Annotated in this window: 26 protein-coding genes; 24 read left to right on the plus strand and 2 right to left on the minus strand. The window is 37.4% G+C overall.

Going from position 1 to position 23,186, the window contains the following annotated elements; translation table 11 throughout:
- Nucleotides 1-15: 15 nt before the first annotated feature.
- The 12 genes from RZ55_RS01780 to tsaD all read left to right on the plus strand — a co-directional run bounded on the left by RZ55_RS01780 (nt 16) and on the right by tsaD (nt 7,814).
- Complete coding sequence (locus tag RZ55_RS01780; protein WP_034531912.1) at nt 16-333, plus strand: YbaB/EbfC family nucleoid-associated protein; 318 nt, start codon at nt 16-18, stop codon at nt 331-333.
- Between the two features lie 21 nt (nt 334-354).
- The gene (gene recR / locus RZ55_RS01785; RefSeq protein WP_034531913.1) at nt 355-954 is read left to right on the plus strand and encodes a recombination mediator RecR; all 600 of its coding nucleotides are present in this window, start codon (nt 355-357) and stop codon (nt 952-954) included.
- 12 nt (nt 955-966) lie between these two features.
- On the plus strand, nt 967-1,215 hold the full coding sequence (locus RZ55_RS01790; RefSeq protein ID WP_034531914.1) for a YaaL family protein: 249 nt from the start codon (nt 967-969) through the stop codon (nt 1,213-1,215).
- 108 nt (nt 1,216-1,323) lie between these two features.
- Nucleotides 1,324-1,968, plus strand: a complete 645-nt coding sequence (tmk, locus tag RZ55_RS01795) for a dTMP kinase (RefSeq protein ID WP_034531915.1) — start codon at nt 1,324-1,326, stop codon at nt 1,966-1,968.
- A 14-nt stretch (nt 1,969-1,982) separates the two neighbouring features.
- Nucleotides 1,983-2,309 carry a cyclic-di-AMP receptor gene (locus tag RZ55_RS01800; protein WP_057175609.1) on the plus strand — a complete coding sequence of 109 codons (327 nt, stop codon included), beginning with the start codon at nt 1,983-1,985 and terminating at the stop codon, nt 2,307-2,309.
- 12 nt (nt 2,310-2,321) lie between these two features.
- Nucleotides 2,322-3,332, plus strand: a complete 1,011-nt coding sequence (holB, locus tag RZ55_RS01805; RefSeq protein ID WP_057175610.1) for a DNA polymerase III subunit delta' — start codon at nt 2,322-2,324, stop codon at nt 3,330-3,332.
- Between the two features lie 15 nt (nt 3,333-3,347).
- Nucleotides 3,348-3,683: a DNA replication initiation control protein YabA gene (locus RZ55_RS01810; RefSeq protein WP_034531918.1), complete on the plus strand. Its 336-nt coding sequence runs from the start codon at nt 3,348-3,350 to the stop codon at nt 3,681-3,683.
- A 15-nt stretch (nt 3,684-3,698) separates the two neighbouring features.
- Nucleotides 3,699-4,577: a 16S rRNA (cytidine(1402)-2'-O)-methyltransferase gene (gene rsmI, locus RZ55_RS01815; RefSeq protein ID WP_057175611.1), complete on the plus strand. Its 879-nt coding sequence runs from the start codon at nt 3,699-3,701 to the stop codon at nt 4,575-4,577.
- Nucleotides 4,578-4,589: 12 nt separating this feature from the next.
- Entirely contained in the window at nt 4,590-5,348 is a 759-nt protein-coding gene (locus RZ55_RS01820) for an acyl-[acyl-carrier-protein] thioesterase (RefSeq protein WP_053792502.1), read from the plus strand.
- A gap of 111 nt (nt 5,349-5,459) precedes the next feature.
- The gene (tsaB, locus tag RZ55_RS01825) at nt 5,460-6,188 is read left to right on the plus strand and encodes a tRNA (adenosine(37)-N6)-threonylcarbamoyltransferase complex dimerization subunit type 1 TsaB (RefSeq protein WP_057175612.1); all 729 of its coding nucleotides are present in this window, start codon (nt 5,460-5,462) and stop codon (nt 6,186-6,188) included.
- On the plus strand, nt 6,169-6,768 hold the full coding sequence (gene rimI, locus RZ55_RS01830; RefSeq protein ID WP_057175613.1) for a ribosomal protein S18-alanine N-acetyltransferase: 600 nt from the start codon (nt 6,169-6,171) through the stop codon (nt 6,766-6,768). The genes tsaB and rimI overlap by 20 nt, the downstream gene beginning before the upstream one ends.
- Entirely contained in the window at nt 6,768-7,814 is a 1,047-nt protein-coding gene (gene tsaD, locus RZ55_RS01835) for a tRNA (adenosine(37)-N6)-threonylcarbamoyltransferase complex transferase subunit TsaD (protein WP_057175614.1), read from the plus strand. Before rimI ends, tsaD begins: the two co-directional genes overlap by 1 nt.
- Nucleotides 7,815-7,849: 35 nt before the next feature.
- On the opposite strand, the gene abc-f is transcribed toward tsaD, so the two are convergent.
- On the minus strand, nt 7,850-9,796 hold the full coding sequence (gene abc-f / locus RZ55_RS01840; protein WP_057175615.1) for a ribosomal protection-like ABC-F family protein: 1,947 nt from the start codon (nt 9,794-9,796) through the stop codon (nt 7,850-7,852).
- 166 nt (nt 9,797-9,962) lie between these two features.
- Between abc-f and RZ55_RS01845 the strand changes: the two genes are divergently transcribed.
- The 4 genes from RZ55_RS01845 to RZ55_RS01860 all read left to right on the plus strand — a co-directional run bounded on the left by RZ55_RS01845 (nt 9,963) and on the right by RZ55_RS01860 (nt 13,906).
- The gene (locus RZ55_RS01845; RefSeq protein ID WP_034532012.1) at nt 9,963-10,598 is read left to right on the plus strand and encodes a redox-sensing transcriptional repressor Rex; all 636 of its coding nucleotides are present in this window, start codon (nt 9,963-9,965) and stop codon (nt 10,596-10,598) included.
- A gap of 170 nt (nt 10,599-10,768) precedes the next feature.
- Nucleotides 10,769-11,053 (plus strand): co-chaperone GroES, encoded by a 285-nt coding sequence (gene groES / locus RZ55_RS01850; RefSeq protein ID WP_034531925.1) that lies wholly within the window; start codon nt 10,769-10,771, stop codon nt 11,051-11,053.
- A gap of 36 nt (nt 11,054-11,089) precedes the next feature.
- Nucleotides 11,090-12,703, plus strand: coding sequence for a chaperonin GroEL (groL, locus tag RZ55_RS01855; protein WP_053792505.1), 1,614 nt, complete (start codon nt 11,090-11,092; stop codon nt 12,701-12,703).
- A gap of 105 nt (nt 12,704-12,808) precedes the next feature.
- The gene (locus RZ55_RS01860; RefSeq protein WP_057175616.1) at nt 12,809-13,906 is read left to right on the plus strand and encodes a glycosyltransferase family 4 protein; all 1,098 of its coding nucleotides are present in this window, start codon (nt 12,809-12,811) and stop codon (nt 13,904-13,906) included.
- 20 nt (nt 13,907-13,926) lie between these two features.
- On the opposite strand, the gene RZ55_RS01865 is transcribed toward RZ55_RS01860, so the two are convergent.
- On the minus strand, nt 13,927-14,577 hold the full coding sequence (locus RZ55_RS01865; protein ID WP_053792506.1) for a YigZ family protein: 651 nt from the start codon (nt 14,575-14,577) through the stop codon (nt 13,927-13,929).
- Nucleotides 14,578-14,634: 57 nt separating this feature from the next.
- Here RZ55_RS01865 and RZ55_RS01870 point away from each other — a divergent pair, with 57 nt between their 5' ends.
- The 8 genes from RZ55_RS01870 (at nt 14,635) to hprK (ending at nt 23,164) form a co-directional block, all read left to right on the plus strand.
- Nucleotides 14,635-15,966, plus strand: coding sequence for a DEAD/DEAH box helicase (locus tag RZ55_RS01870; protein WP_057175617.1), 1,332 nt, complete (start codon nt 14,635-14,637; stop codon nt 15,964-15,966).
- A 214-nt stretch (nt 15,967-16,180) separates the two neighbouring features.
- A complete protein-coding gene (locus tag RZ55_RS01875; RefSeq protein ID WP_171823250.1) occupies nt 16,181-16,636 on the plus strand; it encodes a ComF family protein in 456 nt (151 codons plus the stop codon).
- 150 nt (nt 16,637-16,786) lie between these two features.
- The gene (gene secA, locus RZ55_RS01880) at nt 16,787-19,150 is read left to right on the plus strand and encodes a preprotein translocase subunit SecA (protein WP_054483013.1); all 2,364 of its coding nucleotides are present in this window, start codon (nt 16,787-16,789) and stop codon (nt 19,148-19,150) included.
- Nucleotides 19,151-19,206: 56 nt separating this feature from the next.
- A protein-coding gene (prfB, locus tag RZ55_RS01885) for a peptide chain release factor 2 (protein WP_140968020.1) occupies nt 19,207-20,323 on the plus strand; the annotation gives its coding sequence in 2 pieces (ribosomal slippage) (nt 19,207-19,278 and nt 19,280-20,323; 1,116 coding nt in all).
- A 10-nt stretch (nt 20,324-20,333) separates the two neighbouring features.
- A complete protein-coding gene (locus tag RZ55_RS01890) occupies nt 20,334-21,488 on the plus strand; it encodes a PDZ domain-containing protein (protein WP_057175619.1) in 1,155 nt (384 codons plus the stop codon).
- Between the two features lie 57 nt (nt 21,489-21,545).
- Complete coding sequence (locus RZ55_RS01895; RefSeq protein ID WP_053792511.1) at nt 21,546-21,815, plus strand: PspC domain-containing protein; 270 nt, start codon at nt 21,546-21,548, stop codon at nt 21,813-21,815.
- 11 nt (nt 21,816-21,826) lie between these two features.
- The gene (locus tag RZ55_RS01900) at nt 21,827-22,162 is read left to right on the plus strand and encodes a phage holin family protein (protein ID WP_053792512.1); all 336 of its coding nucleotides are present in this window, start codon (nt 21,827-21,829) and stop codon (nt 22,160-22,162) included.
- Between the two features lie 63 nt (nt 22,163-22,225).
- Entirely contained in the window at nt 22,226-23,164 is a 939-nt protein-coding gene (gene hprK, locus RZ55_RS01905; RefSeq protein ID WP_057175620.1) for an HPr(Ser) kinase/phosphatase, read from the plus strand.
- The last annotated feature ends 22 nt before the right edge of the window (nt 23,165-23,186 follow it).

The following is a 23,186-nucleotide window of genomic DNA, read 5'->3' on the forward strand; positions in this document are numbered from 1 at the left end:
GGAGCTGTTATAGTTATGATGAACGGAATGAACATGGGAAAGATGATGAAACAAGTTAAGCAACTACAAAAACAAATGGGTGCTGAACAAGAACAAATCAACAACACTGAATTTGTTGGTAAAGCCCCTGAAGACATGGTAGTTGTTACTTTCTCAGGTGACCGCAAGATGAAAGACATGAAGATTAAACCAGAAGCATTGGATCCAGAAGACCCAGACATGACTTCAGATTTAGTAATCAGTGCCGTAAACGATGCACTTGCGCAAATCGAGAAGACTACTCAAGACTCAATGGGTAAGTACACTAAGGGAATGGGAATTCCAGGAATGTAATTTAAATAAAGAAGGTTAATTATGCAATATCCTGAACCAATTGCTAAGTTGATCGACAGTTTTATGCGTCTACCAGGGATTGGGCATAAGACAGCGATTAGACTTGCATATTTCGTAGTTGATATGAACAAAGACGACGTCGCTAAGTTCTCTTCAGCATTGAAGGAAACCAAGGACAAGTTGATGTATTGTTCAATTTGCGGAAATTTAACTGATGAAGATCCATGTGTTATCTGTCGAGACAAGACAAGAGATCAATCGACTGTTTTGGTTGTTGAACAACCAAGAGACATCATGGTAATGGAAAAAATGAAAGATTATCATGGTTTATACCATGTATTAAATGGTGTCTTATCTCCAATCGAGGGAAAAGGACCAGAAGATTTAAATATTAAGAGCCTAATTAAACGTTTGCAAAGTGACGAAGCAATCAAAGAAATTATCATTGCCACCAACGCAACTCCTGAAGGGGAAGCAACGGCAATGTATCTATCACGTTTAGTTAAGCCAGCCGGAATTAAAGTAACTAGATTAGCACATGGTTTATCAGTTGGTAGTGATATCGAATATGCTGATGAAATGACGCTTTCTAGAGCCGTTTCTGGTCGAACTGAAATGTAGGAGTGAATACTGATGTTAGGATTTTCAAGATTTTCACACAACGTAGGAAAACAATATGATGAATTTCTATTGGATTCTATCGATCGTGCTAAGTACCAATGGGATCAAGCTACTGAAACCCAAGAAGCAATTTATGAAGTTGACGGGGAAATTGTTGCCCAAACTCGTTTAGCTCGTGAAAAATATTTATTTTTATATCGAGAAGCAAGAGAAAGAAAAGTTTCCAACAATCGTATTCAATCTTCTGTTATTGATTACTAAAGGTGTCTTTATTCTTTGGAATAAGACACTTTTTCTTTGTTGTTCATTTGTTGAAACGCATAAATTAAAGTACAATGAGATAGAAAGATGAAAGTAGGGGTATAGTATATGGCTGGAAAATTTATCACATTTGAAGGCACGGATGGTGCTGGTAAAACAACCATCCTGAACATGGTATTAGATTATTTAAAGGAAGAAATGGGCGACAAGTTAGTTACCAGTAGAGAACCTGGTGGTAACCCAATCGCTGAAAGTATTCGTGAAGTAATTCTAGACCGCAAAAATGTTGATATGGACAAGCGAACTGAAGCATTATTATATGCTGCGGCTCGTCGCCAAAACATTGAACAAACAGTGAAACCAGCGATTGCAGACAACAAGTTAGTTATCTGTGATCGTTATCTTGATAGCTCAATCGCATATCAAGGTGGAGGTAGAGAAATTGGTGAGGATGCAATCAATGAAATGAATCAATTTGCTACTGAAGGTTTTTTACCAGACCTTACTATCTACTTTAATCTTCCAGTAGAAGAAGGATTAAAGCGTATTGCTAAAAATAGGGCGGAAGATGAAGTCGACAGATTGGATGTTGAAACAATCGATTTCCATAACCGAGTTCATGCAGCCTACCAACGTTTAGCAAAGGCTAATCCTAAACGTATCAAGTCAGTTGATGCTACTCAATCAATTGATGCGGTATACCAAAATGTTTTAGAAATTTTGCAACCATATTTAAATGAATTTAAAAAATAGGGACGTGATTTTGAATGAAACTTTTAATTGTAATTGTGCAAAATAAAGATGCTAATAAACTACAAAATGCATTTGCTAAGAATAATGTTCATCAAACCAAACTATCAACTACCGGTGGTTTTCTAAAGTCAGGAAACACTACTTTTATGATTGGGATTGAAGATGAACGTGTTAATGATGTTTTAGATGTCATTAAGAAGGTTTCAAGTAAGCGTGAACAATACATGACACCTCCAGTTAATTTGGATGGTGGAGTTTCAGACTCATCATATCCAGTTAAGATTGAAGTAGGTGGCGCTACTGTAATGGAAATGCCAATGGATAATTTTTATCGATTCTAATGGGGGAAGAACATGACCGAAAATCAAGTGATTGCAGAGACTGAGAAAAAGCAAAAGCCACTGATGGACAAATTTTTACAAGTGGTGAACAATCACGAATTATCCCATTCTTACCTATTTAACGGTGAAGAAGGGGTCGGAAAGTTATCATTAGCGTTGTTTATAACAATGAGAATGTTTTGTAAGAACGTTTCCGATGATTCAATGCCCTGTGGACATTGTGATGAATGTCGTAGAATCGCAGAACAACAACATCCAGATGTTGTCATCATCAAACCAGATGGATTAAGTATCAAGGTTGATCAAATCAGATACCTAAAATCTGAATTTTCCAAAAGTGGTTTGGAAGGAAACCAGAAGTTCTTCATCGTTTGTGATGCCGAAAAGATGACTACTGGAGCCGCAAACAGCTTATTAAAGTTTATTGAAGAACCTGGTGCTAATATAGTTTCGTTTCTACTAACGACCAATAAGAATTTAATACTACCAACCATTATCTCTAGAACGCAGGTGGTTGATCTAAATCCGTTAAACACAAAGGCGTTTAACGAAGAATTGGCCAACCTAGGTGTCATTCCCAGTCAGTTTAAAATCATTAAACGACTAACCAACCAGATGTCGACCGTCCAAGCATGGCAGGAAGACGAATGGCTAACCAAGATTATTTCTGCGATTAGTCAGTGGTTCAGTATGCTGGTTCAAAGAGATAAAACTTCATTTGTTTTGGTACAAAGTAATATCATGCCGTTAGTTAGTGATAATAGTAAACGCCAAGTAGTGATTGATATGCTGCTATCAATATTTGAAGATGTTTTAGATGCTAAGTATACTGGAAGTAAGGATTATAACTTTCCAAAACAAGCTCAAAACATTGAACAACTAAGCGAAAGTATCAATGAGGCCAATCTAATTCAAATTATGGAAGTAATCTTAAACTGCAACAACCAAATGGCAGTCAATGTTAGTTTCCAAAATATATTAGAGGCTACTACATTAAAAATTATGAAAATACTAAATAGTTAAATGGGGTGAAATTGTTTGGAGAAACGTGAATTATATGATGGAATCAAGGATTTAGAATCACAAACTGAATTAATGTTGACTCAATTCACTGAAGTTCGAAAAGCATTAACCGAAGTAATGGAAGAAAATGCCGAACTAAGAATTGAAAACCAACATCTACATGATTTCATCAATGAACAAAAAGAAAATGTGGAAAACGATAATAAGAAGAACAGACCACGTTCATCTAAATCTCGTGAAAACTTGGAACACTTATTTAATGAAGGATTCCATGTCTGCATCGAGTTTTATGGATCACATCGTGAAAACGATGAAAGCTGTATTTTCTGTAATGAAATCTTAAATCGTTAATCTGGAGGAGTCCAAGTGCAAGAACAACATAGCTTTACCGCTAACCAAGATAAAGGAATATTATATCTAGTTCCAACACCAATCGGGAACCTAGATGACATGACTTTTCGAGCAATTAAGACACTTAAAGAAGTTGATTTAATTGCCGCAGAAAACCCAAGTCACACTCAACAATTGTTAAATCATTTTGAGATTGATACCAAGAAAATCAGTTTTAGAGAAGATAATAAAGACTACCGTATTGATGAATTGGTACGAACTTTAAATGATGGGCAAAATGTTGCCCAAGTTAGTGACGCGGGGATGCCATCAATTAGTGATCCTGGACAAGAACTAGTGAAAGCATGTGTTGATAATAATATTAATGTTGTCCCATTGCCCGGAGCAAATGCTGGATTAACAGCACTAATTGCTTCCGGATTGGTTCCACAACCATTTTATTTCTTTGGATTTTTAAATCGAAAGAACAGTGACCAGATTTGCGAACTAGAGGAACTTAACCAACATAGTGAAACATTGATTTTCTATGAAGCTCCTCATCGTCTAAACAAGACTCTTAAGAATATGCAAAAGGTATTCGGTGCCGACCGTCAGGCGGTATTGTGCAGGGAACTAACTAAGAAGTTCGAAGAATTCGACCGCGGTAGTATTTCTGAACTAATCGAATGGACCGAAGCAAATCAAGTTCGTGGTGAGTTCGTGGTAATTGTTGATGGTAATAAAAATGCCACCCAAGAAAACCAGGAACAAGATGAGTTGGCTGGATTATCCATCCAAGAACAAGTTGACTTGTTTATTGGTAAGGGCATGAAGACCAATGCAGCAATCAAAGAGGTTGCTAAGCTACACAAAGTTAAAAAACAAGAGATTTACAATATCTATCACGAAATCTAGGAGTGAATAATAATGGAAAACCAACCAACTGTTTTTAGTGAAAAACATCGAGTTACTTACTATGAAGCTGACTTTACCCGTCGTATGACCATTGCGATGATGCTAGATGTTATTATCCTAGCGTCAGAAGATCATAGTGATAAGCTTGGTGTCGGCGCTGAATTTGTCCGCCAGTTCGGAGTTACTTGGGTTGTTATCCAATACGATGTGCATATTAACCGTATGCCAGTGGTTGATGAAAATATCACCATTAACACTAAATCAAAGTCATACAACAAGTACTTTGCTTACCGTGAATTCACTATCGAAAGTGAATCAGGTGAAGTGTTAATGCACATGACTGGTTTATGGGCAGCTATGAACTACAAGGAAAGAAAGATTGCTTCCATTCCAAAGGAAACAGTAGAACCATTTGGTGCTGAAAAGGTGAACCAAGTTCCTAAGATGCCTAAACCACAAAAGGTCCAATACAACGAAGAAACTAAACAAAGCTTCCGCGTAAGATATACAGATATTGATTCAAACCAACACGTAAACAATGCTCATTACATGGATTGGATGGTAAACGTCTTACCTGCTGACTTCCTAACCAACCATACTCCAACTCATTTCCTATTAAGATACGAAAATGAAGTTAAGTACGGATCAACCGTAGAAAGTTATTACGACATGGAAGAACAAGATGACGGTTCAATTCTAACTAAGCATGAAATCATGAGTGGCGACAGTCATTCTGCAATCGCCAACATCACTTGGCGCAAAAATGATTAAATATTTTCGGGTGTGTTCATTTTTATTATGGAGACACCTATTTTTTTGTTATAATTTGTTTTAGAATTATTACGTATATTAATAAAGTTATTAGGGAGACGGAAAAACAGGATGAAAGTATTGTCTTTAGATACATCCAATCGACAACTAACTGTTGCTATTTTGGATGATAATCAAATATTAGCGACAGAAACAACTACTGTTCATCAAAAACATGCGGAATATTTACTTCCAATTATTGATGAATTAATGACAAAGGTGGACTTAACACCATCGGACTTACAAAGGGTTGTTGTGGCAGACGGTCCAGGATCATACACTGGAATTAGAATTGCGACTGCCACAGCTAAAACTTTGGCATACACCTTAGGAATTGAACTAGTAGGTGTATCAAGTTTGCAAACCTTAGCGCTAAACATTAAGCAAGAGGGCAGCCTTGTAATGCCAATTTTTGATGCTAGAAACAATAACGTCTTTTCTGGACTTTATGAAATTAAAAATGGCGTTCCAGAAAATGTCTTAGAAGACTGTCATACCGACTTTGATAAATGGTTAGACATAATCGATAGCAAAGACAGGACAGTATATGCTGTTGGTACCGACGCACCACATTTTGAAGATGCATTGAAGAATAAGTTTGGCGACAAAGTTATTTTTACCGATAGTTTTGATAACTTGCCACAAGCAGCTAGATTAGGTTTATATGGACAAACCTTATCACCTGTTGAAGACATTCATGCATTTGTACCAAGATATTTACGTTTGACTAAAGCTGAAGCAGATTGGAAACAAAATCATCCCGGGGAAGAAGTTACTTCATATGTTGAAAAAGTTAATTAATTGGTATCAGAAAAAATTTGTGAATACCGAGCACCTAATGAAAAAGGAACACCTAAATATCAAGAACCACATCGTAAAGATTAATGGCGATAAGTTTTACTTGGCCAAGGCAATGGTTACCGATATTCCAGAAATGGTGAATATCGAACGTGACGTCTACGATGGTAAGGCACCATGGACCGACGAAGCGTTTTTACCTGAGCTAAAGCCACGTCTAGATCGCTTTTATTTACTATTGCGTCAAGAAGACGAACTAGTTGCTTTTATCGGTAGTTCTTTAAACGATAAGCAAGGTGACTGCCATATCTCAAACGTTGCTGTAAAACCTGAATACCAAGAACGTGGATTAGGTTACTTTTTAATCGCAAAGATTATCAAGAAGGCTCGCCAATTGAACTATAGGACAGTTTCTTTGGAAGTAAGAATTAGCAACGTAAAGGCCCAAAGATTGTATTCCGACTTAGGTTTCAAGCAAGTTGGTGTCAAGAAGGGTTACTACGACGGTGATCATGAAGATGCCGTTGATATGGTTTTAGATTTAAGTCTATACGAAACTATTCCAAATAACTTTGGAATTTAATGAAACGAGGTTTTTTTGTGCAACCACATATAATTATGTCTTTTGAATCTAGTTGTGATGAAACTAGTGTGGCCATTATCGAAGATGGCGAAAAAATATTATCAAACGTTGTTGCAACGCAAATCAATAGTCACAAGCGATTTGGTGGAGTCGTTCCAGAAGTCGCAAGTAGACATCATATTGAACAAATCACTATCTGTGTTGAAGATGCCATGAAGCAAGCCGATGTTTCATACGATGACATCGACGCAATTGCGGTGACATATGGTCCCGGTCTAGTTGGGGCACTATTAATCGGTGTTACTGCTGCTAAGACCATTGCATGGGCACACAATATTCCATTGATTCCCGTTAACCACATTGCCGGACATATCTTGGCTAGTCGTTTTGTTACCAAGATTAACTACCCAGCATTAGCATTGGTTGTTTCCGGTGGTCATACTGAATTGGTCCTAATGAAAGAAGAGGGAGACTTCAAGATTATCGGTGAAACTAGGGATGACGCTGCCGGTGAAGCATACGATAAGGTTGGTCGAGTATTGGGAATTAACTACCCAGCTGGTCCTAAGGTTGATGCAATGGCAGCAGAAGGTAAGGATACCTTTAACTTCCCACGTGCGATGGAAAAAGAAGATAACTTCGACTTTTCATTTAGTGGTTTAAAGAGTGCGTTTCTAAACACCACTCACCATGCTGATCAAATTCATGAAGAATTGGATAAGAACGATTTGGCCGCTAGTTTCCAAAGTGCTGTCGTTGATGTATTAGTCGATAAGACCACTAGAGCATTACAAGAATATCCAGTTTCTCAATTGATTTTAGCTGGTGGGGTTGCCGCTAACAAGGGTCTTCGTGGTGCATTAGAACAAGCAATTGATAAGATTGATACAACTGAATTAATTAAGGTGCCAAACAAACTTTGTGGTGACAATGCCGCAATGATTGGTGCAGCCGGATACGTCATGGCAAAGAAGGATGTTTTTGCTGGCGTTGACTTAAATGCTGACCCAAGTTTGGAATTCAACCTTTTAGAAGATGAAGAATAAAAAAGATGAATCCGTTTTGGATTCATCTTTTTTGTTTATTCAAGTTCCATCATTGCGTTTTCCCAATCGGTTTCAATCTCTTCAATCTTTGAGTTGATATCGGTTAGTTTAGCTTGCAAATCGTTTAGTTTTTCAATGTCGTTTAAGTTTTCTGGTTTAACCATTTCTGATTCAATAGATGATTTATCTTTTTGAGCAGTATCTAGTTTTTCTTCCAGTTCTTCAACTTGACGTTTAAGTTTTCTTTGTTTCTTTTGCAACTCTTTGTTAGCAATGAATTCTTTTTGGTTTTGTGACTTTGGCTTGGAGTCTTCAACCTCTTCGGTCTTAGCTTGTTCTTCTTTTTTGTGTTCCTCAATGGCCGCTTGTTCTTCCTTCTTTTCTACATAATAGTTGTAGTTACCAAGGAATAGTTCACTACCATCAGGGGATAGCTCGACAATTTGAGTGGCTAACTTATTGATGAAGTATCTATCATGAGATACAAACAAAATGGTTCCATCGAAATTGATTAATGCGTTTTCCAACACTTCTCTACTATCGATATCCAAATGGTTGGTAGGTTCATCTAGGATTAAGAAGTTATCGTGATTCATGGATAACTTAGTTAAAACAAGGCGGGCCTTTTCACCACCAGAAAGGTTACCAACAACTTTTTCAACGTCCTCACCAGAGAACAAGAAACTACCTAGAATTGAACGAATGCGTTGTTCAGGATAAGTAGGATAGTCGTCCCAGATTTCATTTAAGACGGTCTTGTTAGGATGTAGGTTATCTTGGTGTTGGTCGTAGTAACCAATTTGGACGCCAGTACCACGTTCAATTTCACCAGATTGGAGTGGTAATTGCTTCATGATGGTCTTTAGCAATGTTGACTTACCGATTCCGTTTGGTCCAATTAATGCGACCGCTTGATTCCGTTTAACGTCAATATTGATATTTTTAGATAAGATTTGATGGTCGTATCCGATTGCAGCATCTCGCACATTTAAAACGACGTTTCCACTTTGTTTTTCAGGAGTAAATGAAAGACGAGCAGATTTATCATCACGAGTTGGTGCCGAAATTTTTTCCATCTTTTCCAATTGAGTTCTTCTTGATTGAGCTCGCTTGGTAGTAGATGCACGAACAATGTTTTTATCAACGAAGTCCTGCATCTCTTTGATTTTCTTTTGTTGTTTTTCGTATTCCTTTAGTTGATGTTGGTAATTAAGTCTCTTTTGTTCAACATAACTGGAGTAGTTCCCAACATAATGAGTCATGTGGCCTTGTGATAAGTCGTAGACTTGATCGACAATCTTATCCATGAAGAAACGGTCATGGGAGATGATTAGAAGGGCACCATGATAACTCTTTAGATAATCTTCCAACCAACTGATGGTCTTAACATCAATATGGTTGGTAGGTTCGTCTAGGATTAATAGGTCCTTCTTTTGTAGAAGCAACTTGGCCATTGCTAGTTGGGTTTGTTGACCACCTGATAGCTCACTGATCTTATGGTCGTACATTTCTTCACCGAAGCTAAATCCGTTTAAGACGGCCTTAATTTCGGCTTGATAAGAAAAACCGTTCTTGGCGGTAAACTCAGCTTGAAGTTGGTCATAAGTTTGTGAAACCTCAGCCAGCTTTTCAGAATCCGAATTAATATTTGGATTGGCCATCTTGTTTTCGTATTCGTGAATTTTATTTTCTAAAGCGATTAAATCAGCAAAGACATTGGTCATTTCTTCAATGATGGTGGCATCAGAAGTTAGACCAGTATTTTGGGCTAAGTATCCAATGGTGATACCTTTTTTGGTGGTGACTTCACCTTCATCGATTGGTTCATCGCCCAAAATCATTTTCACTAAGGTTGACTTACCAGCACCGTTTCGACCAACCAAGGCGACCTTGCTGTTTTCTTCGATACTCAAGTTAACGCTTGTGAAAAGATCTTGCCCACCAAATCTTTTTGTCATTTTGTTTGCTTGTAAAATAATCATAAAATTCACCTCCTAATTCTCTTGTTTTATCAGTAATAATGACTATTTTAGCATATTTCCCCGGATAAATTAAAATGTTCAATCCTTTTTAGTAGATGATAATATTTTCACAAACTTTGTTTTTATGATAGAATACATAAATGTTATGAAAGATTCGGGAGGGAACATTTTGGATATTAAAATTCCTAGGGCAACGGCTAAAAGATTGCCTATGTATTATCGATATCTTAGCGGTTTACACGACGCTAAAATAAAGAGAATATCCTCTAGTACTTTTGCTGAAGCAGTGCAAGTTGATTCAGCAACCATTAGAAGAGATTTATCTTATTTTGGAGCTCTTGGAAAACGTGGATATGGATACGAAGTTGATAATTTATTAGACTTCTTCAAGAAGATTCTAAATCAAGATCACTTAACAAATGTTGCATTAGTCGGTTTAGGTAATTTGGGTCAAGCCTTACTACACTTTAATTTTCACAAAGATAGTAACGTAAGAATCTCAGCTGCCTTTGATATTCATGACGACATGATTAACACTGTTCAAAGTGGTGTACCAGTATACGATGTTAAAGACTTACAAGAACAATTAAGAGATCAACAAATTGAAGTAGTTATTTTTACTGTTCCAGCAACCGTAGTTCAAGACCTATGTGATGAAGCCGTAAAGGGTGGAGCAAAAGGTATCATGAACTTTACTTCAAAACGTTTATCAGTTCCTAAAAATGTCAGAGTACAAAACGTTGATTTAACTAACGAATTACAAACATTAATTTACTTCATTGAACACTATGAAGGTGAATAAGAAAGATGAGCCATTGGCCCATCTTTTTTTGTAGGATTATATCGTGTAGGGGTTAAAATTCTTGCATATAAAACAAAAAAATAATATATTATTTATAGTGATTAGCACTTATAATAATTGACTGCTAATACTGATAAAAGACATTAAAAAACAAAGTGAGGTCAAGCAAAATGTTAAAGCCATTGGGTGATCGTGTAATTATTGAAGCACAAGAAGCTAAAGAAGAAACAGTTGGAGGCATTGTGTTAGCAAATAATGCTAAAGAAAAGCCACAAACTGGTAAAGTTGTTGCCGTAGGAAACGGTAGAGTTTTAGACAATGGCCAAACTGTTACACCAGAAGTTAAGAAGGGTGACGAAGTTGTTTACGACAAGTACTCAGGTACTTCAGTAGACTACGATGGCCAAAAATATTTAGTACTAAAAGAAAGCGACATTTTAGCTGTCGTTGAATAATAGATAAAACGAAATTATTAATGAGGTGAATAAAAAATGGCTAAGGAAGTTAAATTCTCAGAAGACGCAAGACGTTCAATGCTAAGAGGTGTTGATAAACTTGCAAACACTGTTAAAACTACATTAGGACCAAAGGGTAGAAACGTTGTTGTTGAACAATCAACAGGTACACCAAACATTACTAATGATGGTGTTACAATCGCTAAGTCAATCGAACTACCAAATCATTTTGAAAACATGGGTGCTAAGTTAGTATCAGAAGTTGCATCAAAGACTGACGACATTGCCGGTGATGGTACTACTACTGCTACTGTATTAACTCAAGCAATCGTAAACGAAGGAATGAAGAACGTTACTGCCGGTGCCAACCCAGTTGGTGTTCGTCGCGGTATCGAAAAGGCAACCGAAGTAGCCGTTGAAAAGCTACACAAGATGTCAAACGAAATCAAGAGCAAGAATGACATTGCTCAAATCGCTTCAATTTCAGCTGCTAACCCAGAAGTTGGTGAACTAATCGCCGACGCTATGGAAAAGGTTGGAAACGATGGTGTTATCACTGTTGAAGATTCACGTGGTGTTAACACAACTATGGATGTTGTAGAAGGTATGCAATTTGATCGTGGTTACATGTCACAATACATGGTTACCGACAACGACAAGATGCAAGCTGACTTAGACAACCCATACATCTTAGTTACTGACAAGAAGATTAACAACATTCAAGAAATCCTACCAGTACTACAATCAGTTGTTGAACAAGGTCGTTCACTTCTAATTATCGCCGATGATATTGGTGGTGAAGCACTACCAACATTGGTATTAAACAAGATGCGTGGTACTTTCAACGTTGTTGCTGTTAAGGCTCCTGGTTTTGGTGACCGTCGTAAGGCTCAACTACAAGATATTTCAGTTCTTACAGGTGCTACTCTAATCACTGACGACTTAGGATTAAACCTAAAGGACGTAACCATTGATCAATTAGGTCAAGCTAACAAGGTTAACGTTACTAAGGACGACACTACAATCGTTCAAGGTGCCGGTGACAAGGACCAACTTGCTGCACGTGTTGCAGAAATCAAGAACCAACTAGAAACTACTACATCAGAATTCGACAAAGAAAAGCTACGTGAACGTTTAGCTAAGTTAGCCGGTGGTGTTGCCGTTATCCGTGTTGGTGCTGCTACTGAAACTGAACTAAAAGAACGTAAGTACAGAATTGAAGATGCATTGAACTCAACTAGAGCCGCTGTTGAAGAAGGTTTCGTTCCAGGTGGTGGAACTGCATTCATCAACATCCTAAAGGATCTAGAAGAAATCCCTGCTGAAGGTGACGAAAAGACTGGTGTAAACATCGTTTTACGTGCTCTAGAAGCTCCAGTTAGACAAATTGCCCACAATGCCGGAATTGATGGTTCAATCGTGGTTGAACATCTAAAGGGCAAGGAAATGGGTATTGGTTTCAATGCCGCTACTGGTGAATACGAAGACATGGTTAAGGCCGGAGTTGTTGACCCAACCAAGGTATCAAGATCAGCTCTTCAAAATGCCGCATCTGTTTCAGCATTACTATTAACTACTGAAGCTGTTGTTGCTAACTTACCAGAAGAAAAGAAAGATCCAATGAACCCTTCAATGGGACCAATGATGTAATAAAAAAGGATTCCTTTGGGAATCCTTTTTTTGTTTAACCTTGTTTTTAATCTGTTACATTTGTATAATTTATTAATAGTATTATAAAACGAAAGGATAACGATTATGCTAAAATTCGAAATTATCGTTTCCCTTTTCGCGACAATGTTAATTTCTGCTGTGGTAACACCGTTTATCAGAAAACTAGCATTCCGCTGGGGAGCTATCGATAGTCCAAATAAGCGAAGAATGAATAAAATTCCAATGCCGACATTAGGAGGTTTGGCAATCTTTGTGGCATACACAATTGCCACAATGTTCCTATTAAGGTCACAAATGCCAACCCATCAACTTTACGGGATGTTTGCAGGACAAGTAGTTATCATTATTACAGGGGTAATCGATGACATCATTGTATTAAAGCCACGTCAAAAGGTATTCGGAATTAGTTTAGCAGCAATCATTGTCTATTTCTTTGGAAACATTCAAATGAGTAATGTATCATTACCATTCATTGGAACATTTAGTCTGGGATGGTTCAGTTTACCAATTACGCTAATTTGGATTTTAGCAATTACCAACGCCGTTAACTTAATTGACGGTCTGGATGGATTAGCAACGGGGGTCGCAGTTATTGCATTGACCACCATGGGAATTACCGGTTTCTTCTTCCTAAACGTTGGAAATGTCTACGTTTCAATCATGATTTTTGCACTAGTTGCAGCATGTTTAGGATTTTTACCTTACAACTTCTTCCCAGCTAGAATCTATCTAGGGGATACAGGATCATTGTTCATCGGTTTCATGATTTCGATTTTTTCATTAAACGGATTGAAGAATGCCACATTCATTACCGTTATTATTCCGGTAATTATCCTGGGTGTCCCAATCACCGATACTATTTACGCAATCTTACGTAGAATGTTAAACAAGCAACCAATTATGCATGCTGACAAACGACACTTACATCATCGTTTGATGCAAATCGGATTGACTCACCGTCAAACCGTATTGGTAATCTATGGAATTGCTCTGATTTTCTCATTCATTTCATTGTTATACCCAATCTCAACAATTTGGGGTTCCATTTTACTAACGATAGCAACGTTAATCGGGTTGGAACTATTTGTTGAATCAATCGGTTTAGCGGGTAAGGATAGACAACCATTACTAAACGCAATTAAAAAAGTCGTTAAAGAAAACACAAGTAAAGATAACCACTAAAAAAAGAATGGCCACCTTGGTCATTCTTTTTTGTATGGATCATAATCTACTTCAAAGTATTTTTCATCGCCGTCGTGCATTTCAACACGACCGTTTAGTAAATCAATCACTTTTTGTTTAAACTCTTCCACCTTGGGATTATCGATGGCAACAATTACGGACACCTTGTCGGTATATTGAGTGTCGATAATGTTAATGCCGTTTTCCTCTAGGTGGTAATTTAATTGATCAAACAGATTATAGGCAACGTCGATTGTGATTTCTGTTTGTAAAATCTTTTTGACGATTCCGACGTGTTCGATGGCCTTAGTGGTGGCATTGCTATATGCACGAATTAAACCACCAGCACCTAACTTAATGCCACCGAAGTATCTGGTAACGACGGCAGCAGTGTTGTGCACGCCGATGTTTTTTAACGCTTCTAGGATGGGCACCCCAGCAGTTCCTGATGGTTCACCGTTATCACTAGCGCGTTGAATGGAGTCGTCTTGACCAATCACATAGGCATGACAGTTGTGAGTGGCTTTTTTATGTTCTTCTTTGACGCTATTAACGAAAGCCATCGCTTCTTCTTCGTTTGATACTCTAGCGATTGAACAGATAAATTGTGATTTTTTGATATCAATCTCATTGACACCATTTTCTTTAATTGTGAGATAATCTTTTTCCATTTAGATGTTTTCACCTCAGAATTTAGCTTTTTTGCGTACTTAATTATGGTGATAATTATGATTAAAGATGTTTCTGAATTATACGGTAGACAGGTCAACGCCACAATGGTTGATGACAGTCTCTTAAATAACTCAATTGTCCATAAATACGTTCCAATTAAGGTTAACAGTAACAATATCTATTGTAAACGATGTGGCCAAAAAACACCCGTAAACAGGTGTAATTTGCCAAATAATAACTACTATTGTCCAGTTTGCATCAATTTGGATCGAGTAACTAAAAGCATTCCATTGGTGTATGCTGATGAACCAAATGATTTTGAAATTAAGCAGCCGGTTTTAACGTGGCAGGGTCAATTGACTAACGAGCAAAAGAATTGTTCCAGAGATATTATCGATGTCTTTGAGAATAACAAGACGCACCTATTATGGGCAGTGACCGGAGCGGGGAAGACTGAAATGTTGTTTCAGGGAATCGAAAAAGCATTAACTGAGGGTAAACGCGTTTGTATTGCATCACCACGTGTGGATGTTTGTGTTGAACTATACCCGAGAATTAAGGAGGCGTTTTCCAATACATCGATGATTCTTCTCCACGGTCGTAACCCACAACCGTATCACTATGCGCAGCTGACGATTTGCACTACCCATCAATTGCTACGGTTTTATCATGCCTTTGACGTCTTAATTATTGATGAGGTTGATTCCTTTCCGTTTGTAAATAACGACGGATTACATTTTGCGGTCGAAAATGCGACGAAACAAAGTAGTGCCAAGTTGTTTTTAACAGCGACACCGACCAATGAAATGACGAAGAAGATAAGGTCCAACAAGTTATCAGCTAGCTATTTACCAATTCGATTTCATCGTCATTTATTACCGGAAATTAAATTAAAGTACACAAAGAAGTGGCGCGAGAATTTAAAGAAACAAAAGTTGCCAAAGCTACTACTACATAAGATTGACAAAAAGATTAAAGAAAACCAGCGTTTTTTATTATTTGTGCCTCGCATTGCCGATTTAAAACCAATTAGTGATATTTTGGCAAAACAGTTTGATATCAGTAAATGGGAGACCGTTTTTTCTAGTGATGATAAACGAATGGAGAAGGTATCCGACATGCGTGAGCAACGCAAACTGTTCTTGATTACGACCACCATTTTGGAACGCGGGGTGACCTTTCCAGGAATTGACGTGATTGTGTTCGGGGCAGAAGATGAGGTTTTTTCGACTTCATCATTGGTCCAAATAGCTGGAAGAGTGGGTAGAAAACTTGATCGACCAACCGGTGAGGTATTGTTTCTAGCTGAGGAAAACACGCTGGCTATTAAAAGTGCGATTAATCAAATTAAGTATATGAATAAAAAGGCGGAAAAATTAAATGGATAGCTGTCTATTATGTAACAAATCAATGGTATATGACATGTCACTGGCTTTTTTATTGAGTTTTAAAAGACTGCCCAAGCGATACGTTTGTGCGGACTGTATGAACCAGTTTGCCCGCATCGATGAAACGAGAATATGTACGGCCTGTGGGCGCCAAATGGATAAGTCCGGAATATGTATTGATTGTCAGAAGTGGCACCAATTAGGGGATGACTTTGTGAACAAAGCAATCTTCCAATATAACGATGCAATGAAGGATTTTATGCACCGCTACAAGTTTGTCGGTGACTACCAGTTACGGATGATTTTTCAAAAAGAGATTAGAAAAAATATTAGAAAAGATTTGCTGGTAGTGCCAATTCCAGTTAGTGCTGAAACTAAGATTAATCGCGGCTTCAATCAGGTCATTGGATTTCTGGGAGATACTGCATATGTTGACGCTTTAATGGTGAAGGAAAAACGCAAGGTGCGGCAGTCTGAGCTGAACCGTCAACAGCGCATTCACAACAAACAAGTTTTCACAATCAATCCTAAACATGCGTCTGAAATAATCGATCAAAAGATATTATTAGTCGACGACATTTACACCACTGGAACCACAATTAGACATGCAGCAGACGTACTGAGGAAAAACGGTGCCAAGCAAGTTTTTGGACTAACTTTATGTCGATAAGGGATGTTTTATATATATAAAGGATATTTTTTTAGAAGAATTAGATAATCTGTTTTTAAAAATGATAATTAAATGTTAGAATAAGAAAGATAGAATTTATATAAAGCGAATAAAACATTAAAAACTAATTCACGGAAGGAAAATAAACAAATGGCTAACATTTTAAGAAAATGGGTCGAAAGCGATAAGCGTGAAGTTAAAAGACTTAGTAAGCTAGCTGATAAGGTTGAATCATACGCCGATGAAATCAGCCAACTAAGTGATGACGAACTAAAAGCTAAAACCCCAGAATTTCAACAACGTTATCAAGATGGGGAAACTCTTGATGACTTACTACCAGAAGCATTTGCAGTTGCCAGAGAAGGTGCTACTCGTGTATTAGGTTTAACTCCTTTCCATGTTCAAATCATGGGTGGAATTGTGCTACATGAAGGTAACATTTCAGAAATGAAGACTGGTGAAGGTAAGACTTTGACTGCTACTATGCCAGTTTACCTAAACGCCTTAGCTGGTAAGGGTGTTCACGTTATTACTGTTAACGAATACCTATCACAACGTGATGCTGAACAAATGGGTGAACTATACAACTGGTTAGGCCTATCAGTAGGTGTTAACTTAACTGAAAAGAGCCCAGAAGAAAAACGTGAAGCTTACAATGCTGATATCACTTACTCAACTAACAGTGAAATCGGTTTTGATTACTTACGTGATAACATGGTTGTCTACAAAGAAGACATGGTTCAAAGACCATTGAACTTCGCCATCGTCGATGAAGTTGACTCCATCTTAATTGATGAAGCTAGAACTCCATTGATTATTTCAGGACAAGCCAAAGGTTCTTCAGAACTATACATGCAAGCTGATCAATTTGCTAAGACATTAAAGGAAAAAGATGACTTCAAGATTGACTTGGAATCAAAGACTGTTTCTTTAAATGATCAAGGAATTGAAAAGGCTGAAAAGTACTTCAACTTAAAGAACCTATACGACACTGATAACACTGCATTGACTCACCACATTGATGAAGCATTGCGTGCTAACTTCATTATGATTAAGGATAAGGATTACGTTGTTTCTGACGACGAAGTACTTATCGTTGATTCATTTACTGGTCGTATCATGGATGGTCGTCGTTTCTCTGATGGATTACACCAAGCTATTGAAGCTAAAGAAGGAGTAACCATTCAAGAAGAAAGTAAGACAATGGCGAACATTACTTACCAAAACTTATTCAGAATGTACAGTAAGCTTGCCGGTATGACCGGTACTGCTAAGACTGAAGCAGACGAATTTAGAGAAATCTATAACATGGACGTTATCTCCATTCCAACCAACAGACCGGTTGCCAGAGTGGACGAACCTGACTTGTTATACCCAACTCTACAATCAAAATTCGATGCTGTAGTTGATGAAATCAAAGAATTACACGCCAAGGGTCAACCAATCTTAATTGGTACTGTTGCCGTTGAAACTTCAGAATACATTTCAAAACGTTTAGATGATGCTGGCATCAAACACGAAGTGCTAAATGCCAAGAACCATGCTAAAGAAGCTGAAATCGTTGCTAATGCTGGTCAAAAGGGTGCGGTTACTATCGCTACCAACATGGCCGGTCGTGGTACTGATATTAAATTAGGACCGGGTGTTGTTGAATTAGGTGGACTTGCCGTTATTGGTACTGAAAGACACGAATCAAGACGTATCGATAACCAATTACGTGGACGTTCAGGACGTCAAGGTGATCCAGGTCTATCACAATTCTACTTATCACTAGAAGATGACTTAATGCGTCGTTTCGGTTCTGATAAGATTAAGAACTTCTTGGAAAGAATGAAGGTTGATGGTGACTCAGCTGTTATCAAGAGTCGTTTAATCACCAAGCAAGTTGAATCAGCACAAAAACGTGTTGAAGGTAACAACTACGATTCAAGAAAACAAGTTCTACAATACGATGACGTTATGAGACAACAACGTAGCGTTATCTACAACGAAAGATACCAAGTAATCACTGAAGATAAGTCATTAGACTGGGTTATGAAACCAATGGTTAAGAGAACAATCAACCGCATTGTTAACTTACACACTCAAGGTGACAAGAAGGACTGGGACCTAAGCACAATCTTAGACTTTGCCATTAGTGCACTTGTTAGCCCTGATATGATTAGCCTATCTGACTTAGAAGATAAGTCAGCTGATGAAATCAAGGAATTCTTGGTTGAATTATCTGAAAAAGTTTACAAGGAAAAGAAAGAACAACTATACGACCCAGAACAAATGCTAGAATTTGAAAAGGTTGTTGTATTAAGAGTTGTTGATTCTCACTGGACTGATCATATTGATGAAATGGATCAATTGAGACAATCAATTGGTTTAAGAGGTTATGGTCAATTGAACCCATTAGTTGAATACCAACGTGAAGGTTATCAAATGTTTGAAGAAATGGTCTCAGATATTGATTACGATGCCACAAGATTGTTCATGAAAGCTGAAATCAGACAAAACATCGAAAGATAATAATAAAGCGAAGATGAACAGAAGTTCACTTCGCTTTTTTGGTAAGGAGAGTAAGAATGGAACTAGCTGATGCTAAAAATGAAATAAGTCAAATCAAAAAAGCCATCCAAGGCTTTAGGGGGTCTCTTTGACTTAGATTCCCTTCAAGAAAGCATTGAAATTAACGAAGCCAAGATGGCTGAACCTGGATTCTGGGATAATCCAGAAACAGCCCAAAGCTTCATTAATGAAAATAATCGTTTAAAGAAAAAATACGATAATTTTAATGAACTAAATGAAGAGGCTGAAGACCTAGAAGTAAACCTAGAATTAATCGAAGAAGAAAACGATGATTCAATGATGGAAGAATTCGAAGAGTCTTTAGCACAAACTAAGTCACATCTTGAAAAGTACAGATTAGGGATGCTACTAAATGGTAAGTACGATGCCAATAATGCTATTCTAGAAATTCACCCGGGTGCGGGTGGAACAGAATCACATGATTGGGGCATGATGCTATTTAGAATGTATACCAGATGGGCTGATCAAAATGGTTTCAAACTAGAAACATTGAACTATCAAGCAGGTGAAGTGGCCGGAATTGATACTGCCACCATCATGGTTAGTGGTGAAAATGCATACGGATACCTAAAGTCAGAAAAGGGTGTTCACCGTTTAGTTCGAATTTCACCATTTGATTCTGCCGGACGTCGTCATACGTCATTTGCTTCTGTTGATGTAATGCCAGAACTAGATGACACTGTCGACATCGAGATTAATCCAGCTGACTTACGAGTTGATGTTTACCGTGCCAGTGGTGCCGGTGGACAACACGTTAACAAGACATCTTCAGCAGTTCGTATTACTCATGAACCTACCGGGATTGTTGTGGCCAGTCAAGCTCAACGTTCACAACTACAAAATAGAGAAACTGCCATGAACATGTTGAAGTCCAAACTTTACGAACTAGAAGAAGAAAAGAAGGAACAACAAAAGGCACAACTCGAAGGTGAACAAAAAGAGATTGGTTGGGGTTCACAAATCAGATCTTATGTTTTCCACCCATATTCAATGGTTAAAGACCATCGAACCAATTATGAAACAGCAAAGGCGCAAGATGTTATGGATGGTGATTTAAATCCATTCATTAATGCATACTTGCAATGGAAACTAAGCAAAAGAAATCCAGAATAGGGGAATTTAAATGAATAATTTATGGATGACATTGTTAATATTTATTCAGCCAGTACTATGGTTGGGAATATTAAGGAATTACATTATCTACCGTAAGCGTATCAAACGTGAAAGAAACGACTTTAACACTTCAATTTCACCAAACGATTTTGAAATGAAACATTTTTGGCTAAGCTTCATCGTTTTAGGAATTGTCGGAAGCATCATTTCAATGGTACTAGGAATTTATCTATCACTTCCTTGGATCATTATCTATGAAGCATTGTTACTAATAAACTTGATTATTATTCCGGGTCAATTCTTTACAGTGTTAAACCTAGTAATTGCGACTGCTTTGACATTTGTAACGTATAAATTTGACTTGTTTACGTATATTAATACAGAAGGTATCAACACTTCATTTACTTCACTATCAAATGCATTATTGCTATTAGTGACGGTATTCTTTGTTTCCGCATTGTACATGAAGATGTTTCTAGGAAACTATCAATCACCAAAGATTTTTAAGAATCAACGTGGTAACAAGGTCGCCGGTTATTTAAACAAGGAATTTGCGGTTCTACCAATTGCCGTATTAATTCCAGGTGATCAAATTCATGCATTGATTAGTTGGTGGCCAGTATTTTCAATGGGTCAACATCAATTAACAGTCTTTATCCTACCGGTATTGATTGGGATTAGATTCACCATTTTCAAATCAATGCCAAAAGAATTTTTCAAAAAGTTATCTAATCGATTGTTATGGTTAACATGTTTGGGTATTATTCTAGTTGTTACAACTTACCTACTAAATGGTGTCGATAACATTGAATTGATTTCAATGACTGTGATGGCCATATTATACCTACTAGTTTTAATCAGAACTAAGCGTAAGGATAACAAGAAGGCTAAGTGGTTCTCAGATGCAGTTAATGGTCTAAGAGTAATCGCCGTTAGAAAAGACACGCCAGCTGAAAAGATGGGTGTTGAAATGGGTGATTTAATTGTTGAAGTTAACAACATTAAAGTAAGTACCGAAGACGATTTCTACAAGGCCACTTTGACTTCGCCAACATTTTGTCGATTGAAGGTATTGAACCGCCAAGATCGTATCAAGATTATGGAAAGTGCCATTTACAGTGACTCACCAAATGAATTAGGTGTAGTTGTGATTAAGGAAAAATAACTTAAGATTCATTTAATAAACATTATTTAAAATGTCATTTAACGAGGAGGCTTTATGATGACTAAAATTTACCGTTCTCAATCAGATCGATTATTAACAGGATTATTAGGTGGAATTGCCGAATACTTCCATATCAACTCACAACTTTTAAGAATTATTTTTGTTGTTCTATCCATTATTCCGGGCCATCTAATTGGCGGACTATTGCTTTATGTAATTTGTTTAGTAATTGTTCCGGCTAACCCCAACGTTTATGGTGGTGGACACACTACTAACAAACAAACTCGACGCAATTTAACTGACGTTGATGAATTTAATGATAAATAAGAGGTGACACCATGAGAGTGTTAGGCAGAATATTGATTAACACATTGCTATTTGTTGCGATTGCTGGATTCTTTCAAGGCAGCTTTTACGTTGCTTCTTTTGAAACCGCGATTGTGGCTGCAATTGTTTTAGCGATTCTAAATGCATTGGTAAAACCAGTATTGTTTATCTTATCCTTACCAATTAACTTGGTAACCTTAGGATTATTCAGTATTATCCTGAATGGAATTATGTTGGAATTAACATCTTTTGTGGTGGGCAATACTTTCCATTTTGCTTCATTTGGAATGGCAGTGATTGTTGCATTGATCATGTCAATTTGTAACGTCATATTGTCAGACTACTAAAATTTTTTTAAAAACATCTAATAACATGATAAAATTATCTTATAACGAAGTGGAGGAAAGGCTATGGCATACAGTGTAACGGTCGCCGATCTTGTTGAAAACACTCACCTAGATATTTTCTACGGTGAAGAATACTTAGATCGACCAATTACCACGAGCGATATTTCACGCCCTGGTTTGGAATTAACAGGATACTTTAACTACTACCCATCAAAGAGAATTCAATTACTTGGTATTACTGAAACATCATATGCTAAGGGAATGGATAGCAATGAACTTTTTGATGTAATGAAGAAAATGTGTTTACCAGAAACACCAGCATTTGTTATTTCAACTCAATTAGATCCACCTGATGAATTAATTCGTGCTGCTAAGAACCAACATATTCCAGTATTAGGTTCTAAGCTAACAACTTCTCGAGTACTAAGTAACATGACTAACTACTTGGAAGGTAAATTAGCCGAAAGAAAATCAATTCATGGTGTGCTAATTGACGTATATGGTTTAGGGGTACTAATGACAGGGGACTCTGGAATTGGTAAGAGTGAAACTGCATTGGAACTTGTTAAACGTGGTCATAGATTAATTGCCGATGATCGTGTTGAAGTATACCAACAAGATGAACAAACTCTAATTGGTCAAGCACCAATGATTCTAAGACACCTACTAGAAATTAGAGGAATTGGGATTATCGATGTGATGAACCTATTTGGTGCCGGTGCCGTTCGTTCACAGACTAAGGTTGACTTGATTGTTCACCTTGAAAACTGGTCTGATGACACTCCATATGATAGATTGGGTAATGGCGACGAAACCCGTCGTATCTTTGACGTTGACGTGCAAAGAGTAAGCATTCCAGTTAAGACTGGTCGTAACTTAGCTATCATTATTGAAGCGGCAGCCATGAACTACCGTGCTAAGAAGATGGGTTATGATGCTACAAAGGTATTTGATAATAACCTAAACGACTTAATTAAAGAAAATTCAGGTAACAAAAAATAATCCTCTTTTTAGGAAGTGAAAA

Source organism: Apilactobacillus kunkeei, assembly GCF_001421115.1.
Lineage (GTDB): Bacteria > Bacillota > Bacilli > Lactobacillales > Lactobacillaceae > Apilactobacillus > Apilactobacillus kunkeei_F.

Coding starts and splice junctions, on each gene's coding strand:
- RZ55_RS01780 (WP_034531912.1), top strand. CDS start 16: ATGATGAACGGAATGAACATGGGAAAGATGATGAAACAAGTTAAGCAA.
- recR (WP_034531913.1), top strand. CDS start 355: ATGCAATATCCTGAACCAATTGCTAAGTTGATCGACAGTTTTATGCGT.
- RZ55_RS01790 (WP_034531914.1), top strand. CDS start 967: ATGTTAGGATTTTCAAGATTTTCACACAACGTAGGAAAACAATATGAT.
- tmk (WP_034531915.1), top strand. CDS start 1,324: ATGGCTGGAAAATTTATCACATTTGAAGGCACGGATGGTGCTGGTAAA.
- RZ55_RS01800 (WP_057175609.1), top strand. CDS start 1,983: ATGAAACTTTTAATTGTAATTGTGCAAAATAAAGATGCTAATAAACTA.
- holB (WP_057175610.1), top strand. CDS start 2,322: ATGACCGAAAATCAAGTGATTGCAGAGACTGAGAAAAAGCAAAAGCCA.
- RZ55_RS01820 (WP_053792502.1), top strand. CDS start 4,590: ATGGAAAACCAACCAACTGTTTTTAGTGAAAAACATCGAGTTACTTAC.
- tsaB (WP_057175612.1), top strand. CDS start 5,460: ATGAAAGTATTGTCTTTAGATACATCCAATCGACAACTAACTGTTGCT.
- rimI (WP_057175613.1), top strand. CDS start 6,169: ATGTTGAAAAAGTTAATTAATTGGTATCAGAAAAAATTTGTGAATACC.
- tsaD (WP_057175614.1), top strand. CDS start 6,768: ATGAAACGAGGTTTTTTTGTGCAACCACATATAATTATGTCTTTTGAA.
- abc-f (WP_057175615.1), bottom strand. CDS start 9,796: ATGATTATTTTACAAGCAAACAAAATGACAAAAAGATTTGGTGGGCAA.
- groES (WP_034531925.1), top strand. CDS start 10,769: ATGTTAAAGCCATTGGGTGATCGTGTAATTATTGAAGCACAAGAAGCT.
- groL (WP_053792505.1), top strand. CDS start 11,090: ATGGCTAAGGAAGTTAAATTCTCAGAAGACGCAAGACGTTCAATGCTA.
- RZ55_RS01860 (WP_057175616.1), top strand. CDS start 12,809: ATGCTAAAATTCGAAATTATCGTTTCCCTTTTCGCGACAATGTTAATT.
- RZ55_RS01865 (WP_053792506.1), bottom strand. CDS start 14,577: ATGGAAAAAGATTATCTCACAATTAAAGAAAATGGTGTCAATGAGATT.
- RZ55_RS01870 (WP_057175617.1), top strand. CDS start 14,635: ATGATTAAAGATGTTTCTGAATTATACGGTAGACAGGTCAACGCCACA.
- secA (WP_054483013.1), top strand. CDS start 16,787: ATGGCTAACATTTTAAGAAAATGGGTCGAAAGCGATAAGCGTGAAGTT.
- RZ55_RS01890 (WP_057175619.1), top strand. CDS start 20,334: ATGAATAATTTATGGATGACATTGTTAATATTTATTCAGCCAGTACTA.
- RZ55_RS01895 (WP_053792511.1), top strand. CDS start 21,546: ATGACTAAAATTTACCGTTCTCAATCAGATCGATTATTAACAGGATTA.
- RZ55_RS01900 (WP_053792512.1), top strand. CDS start 21,827: ATGAGAGTGTTAGGCAGAATATTGATTAACACATTGCTATTTGTTGCG.
- hprK (WP_057175620.1), top strand. CDS start 22,226: ATGGCATACAGTGTAACGGTCGCCGATCTTGTTGAAAACACTCACCTA.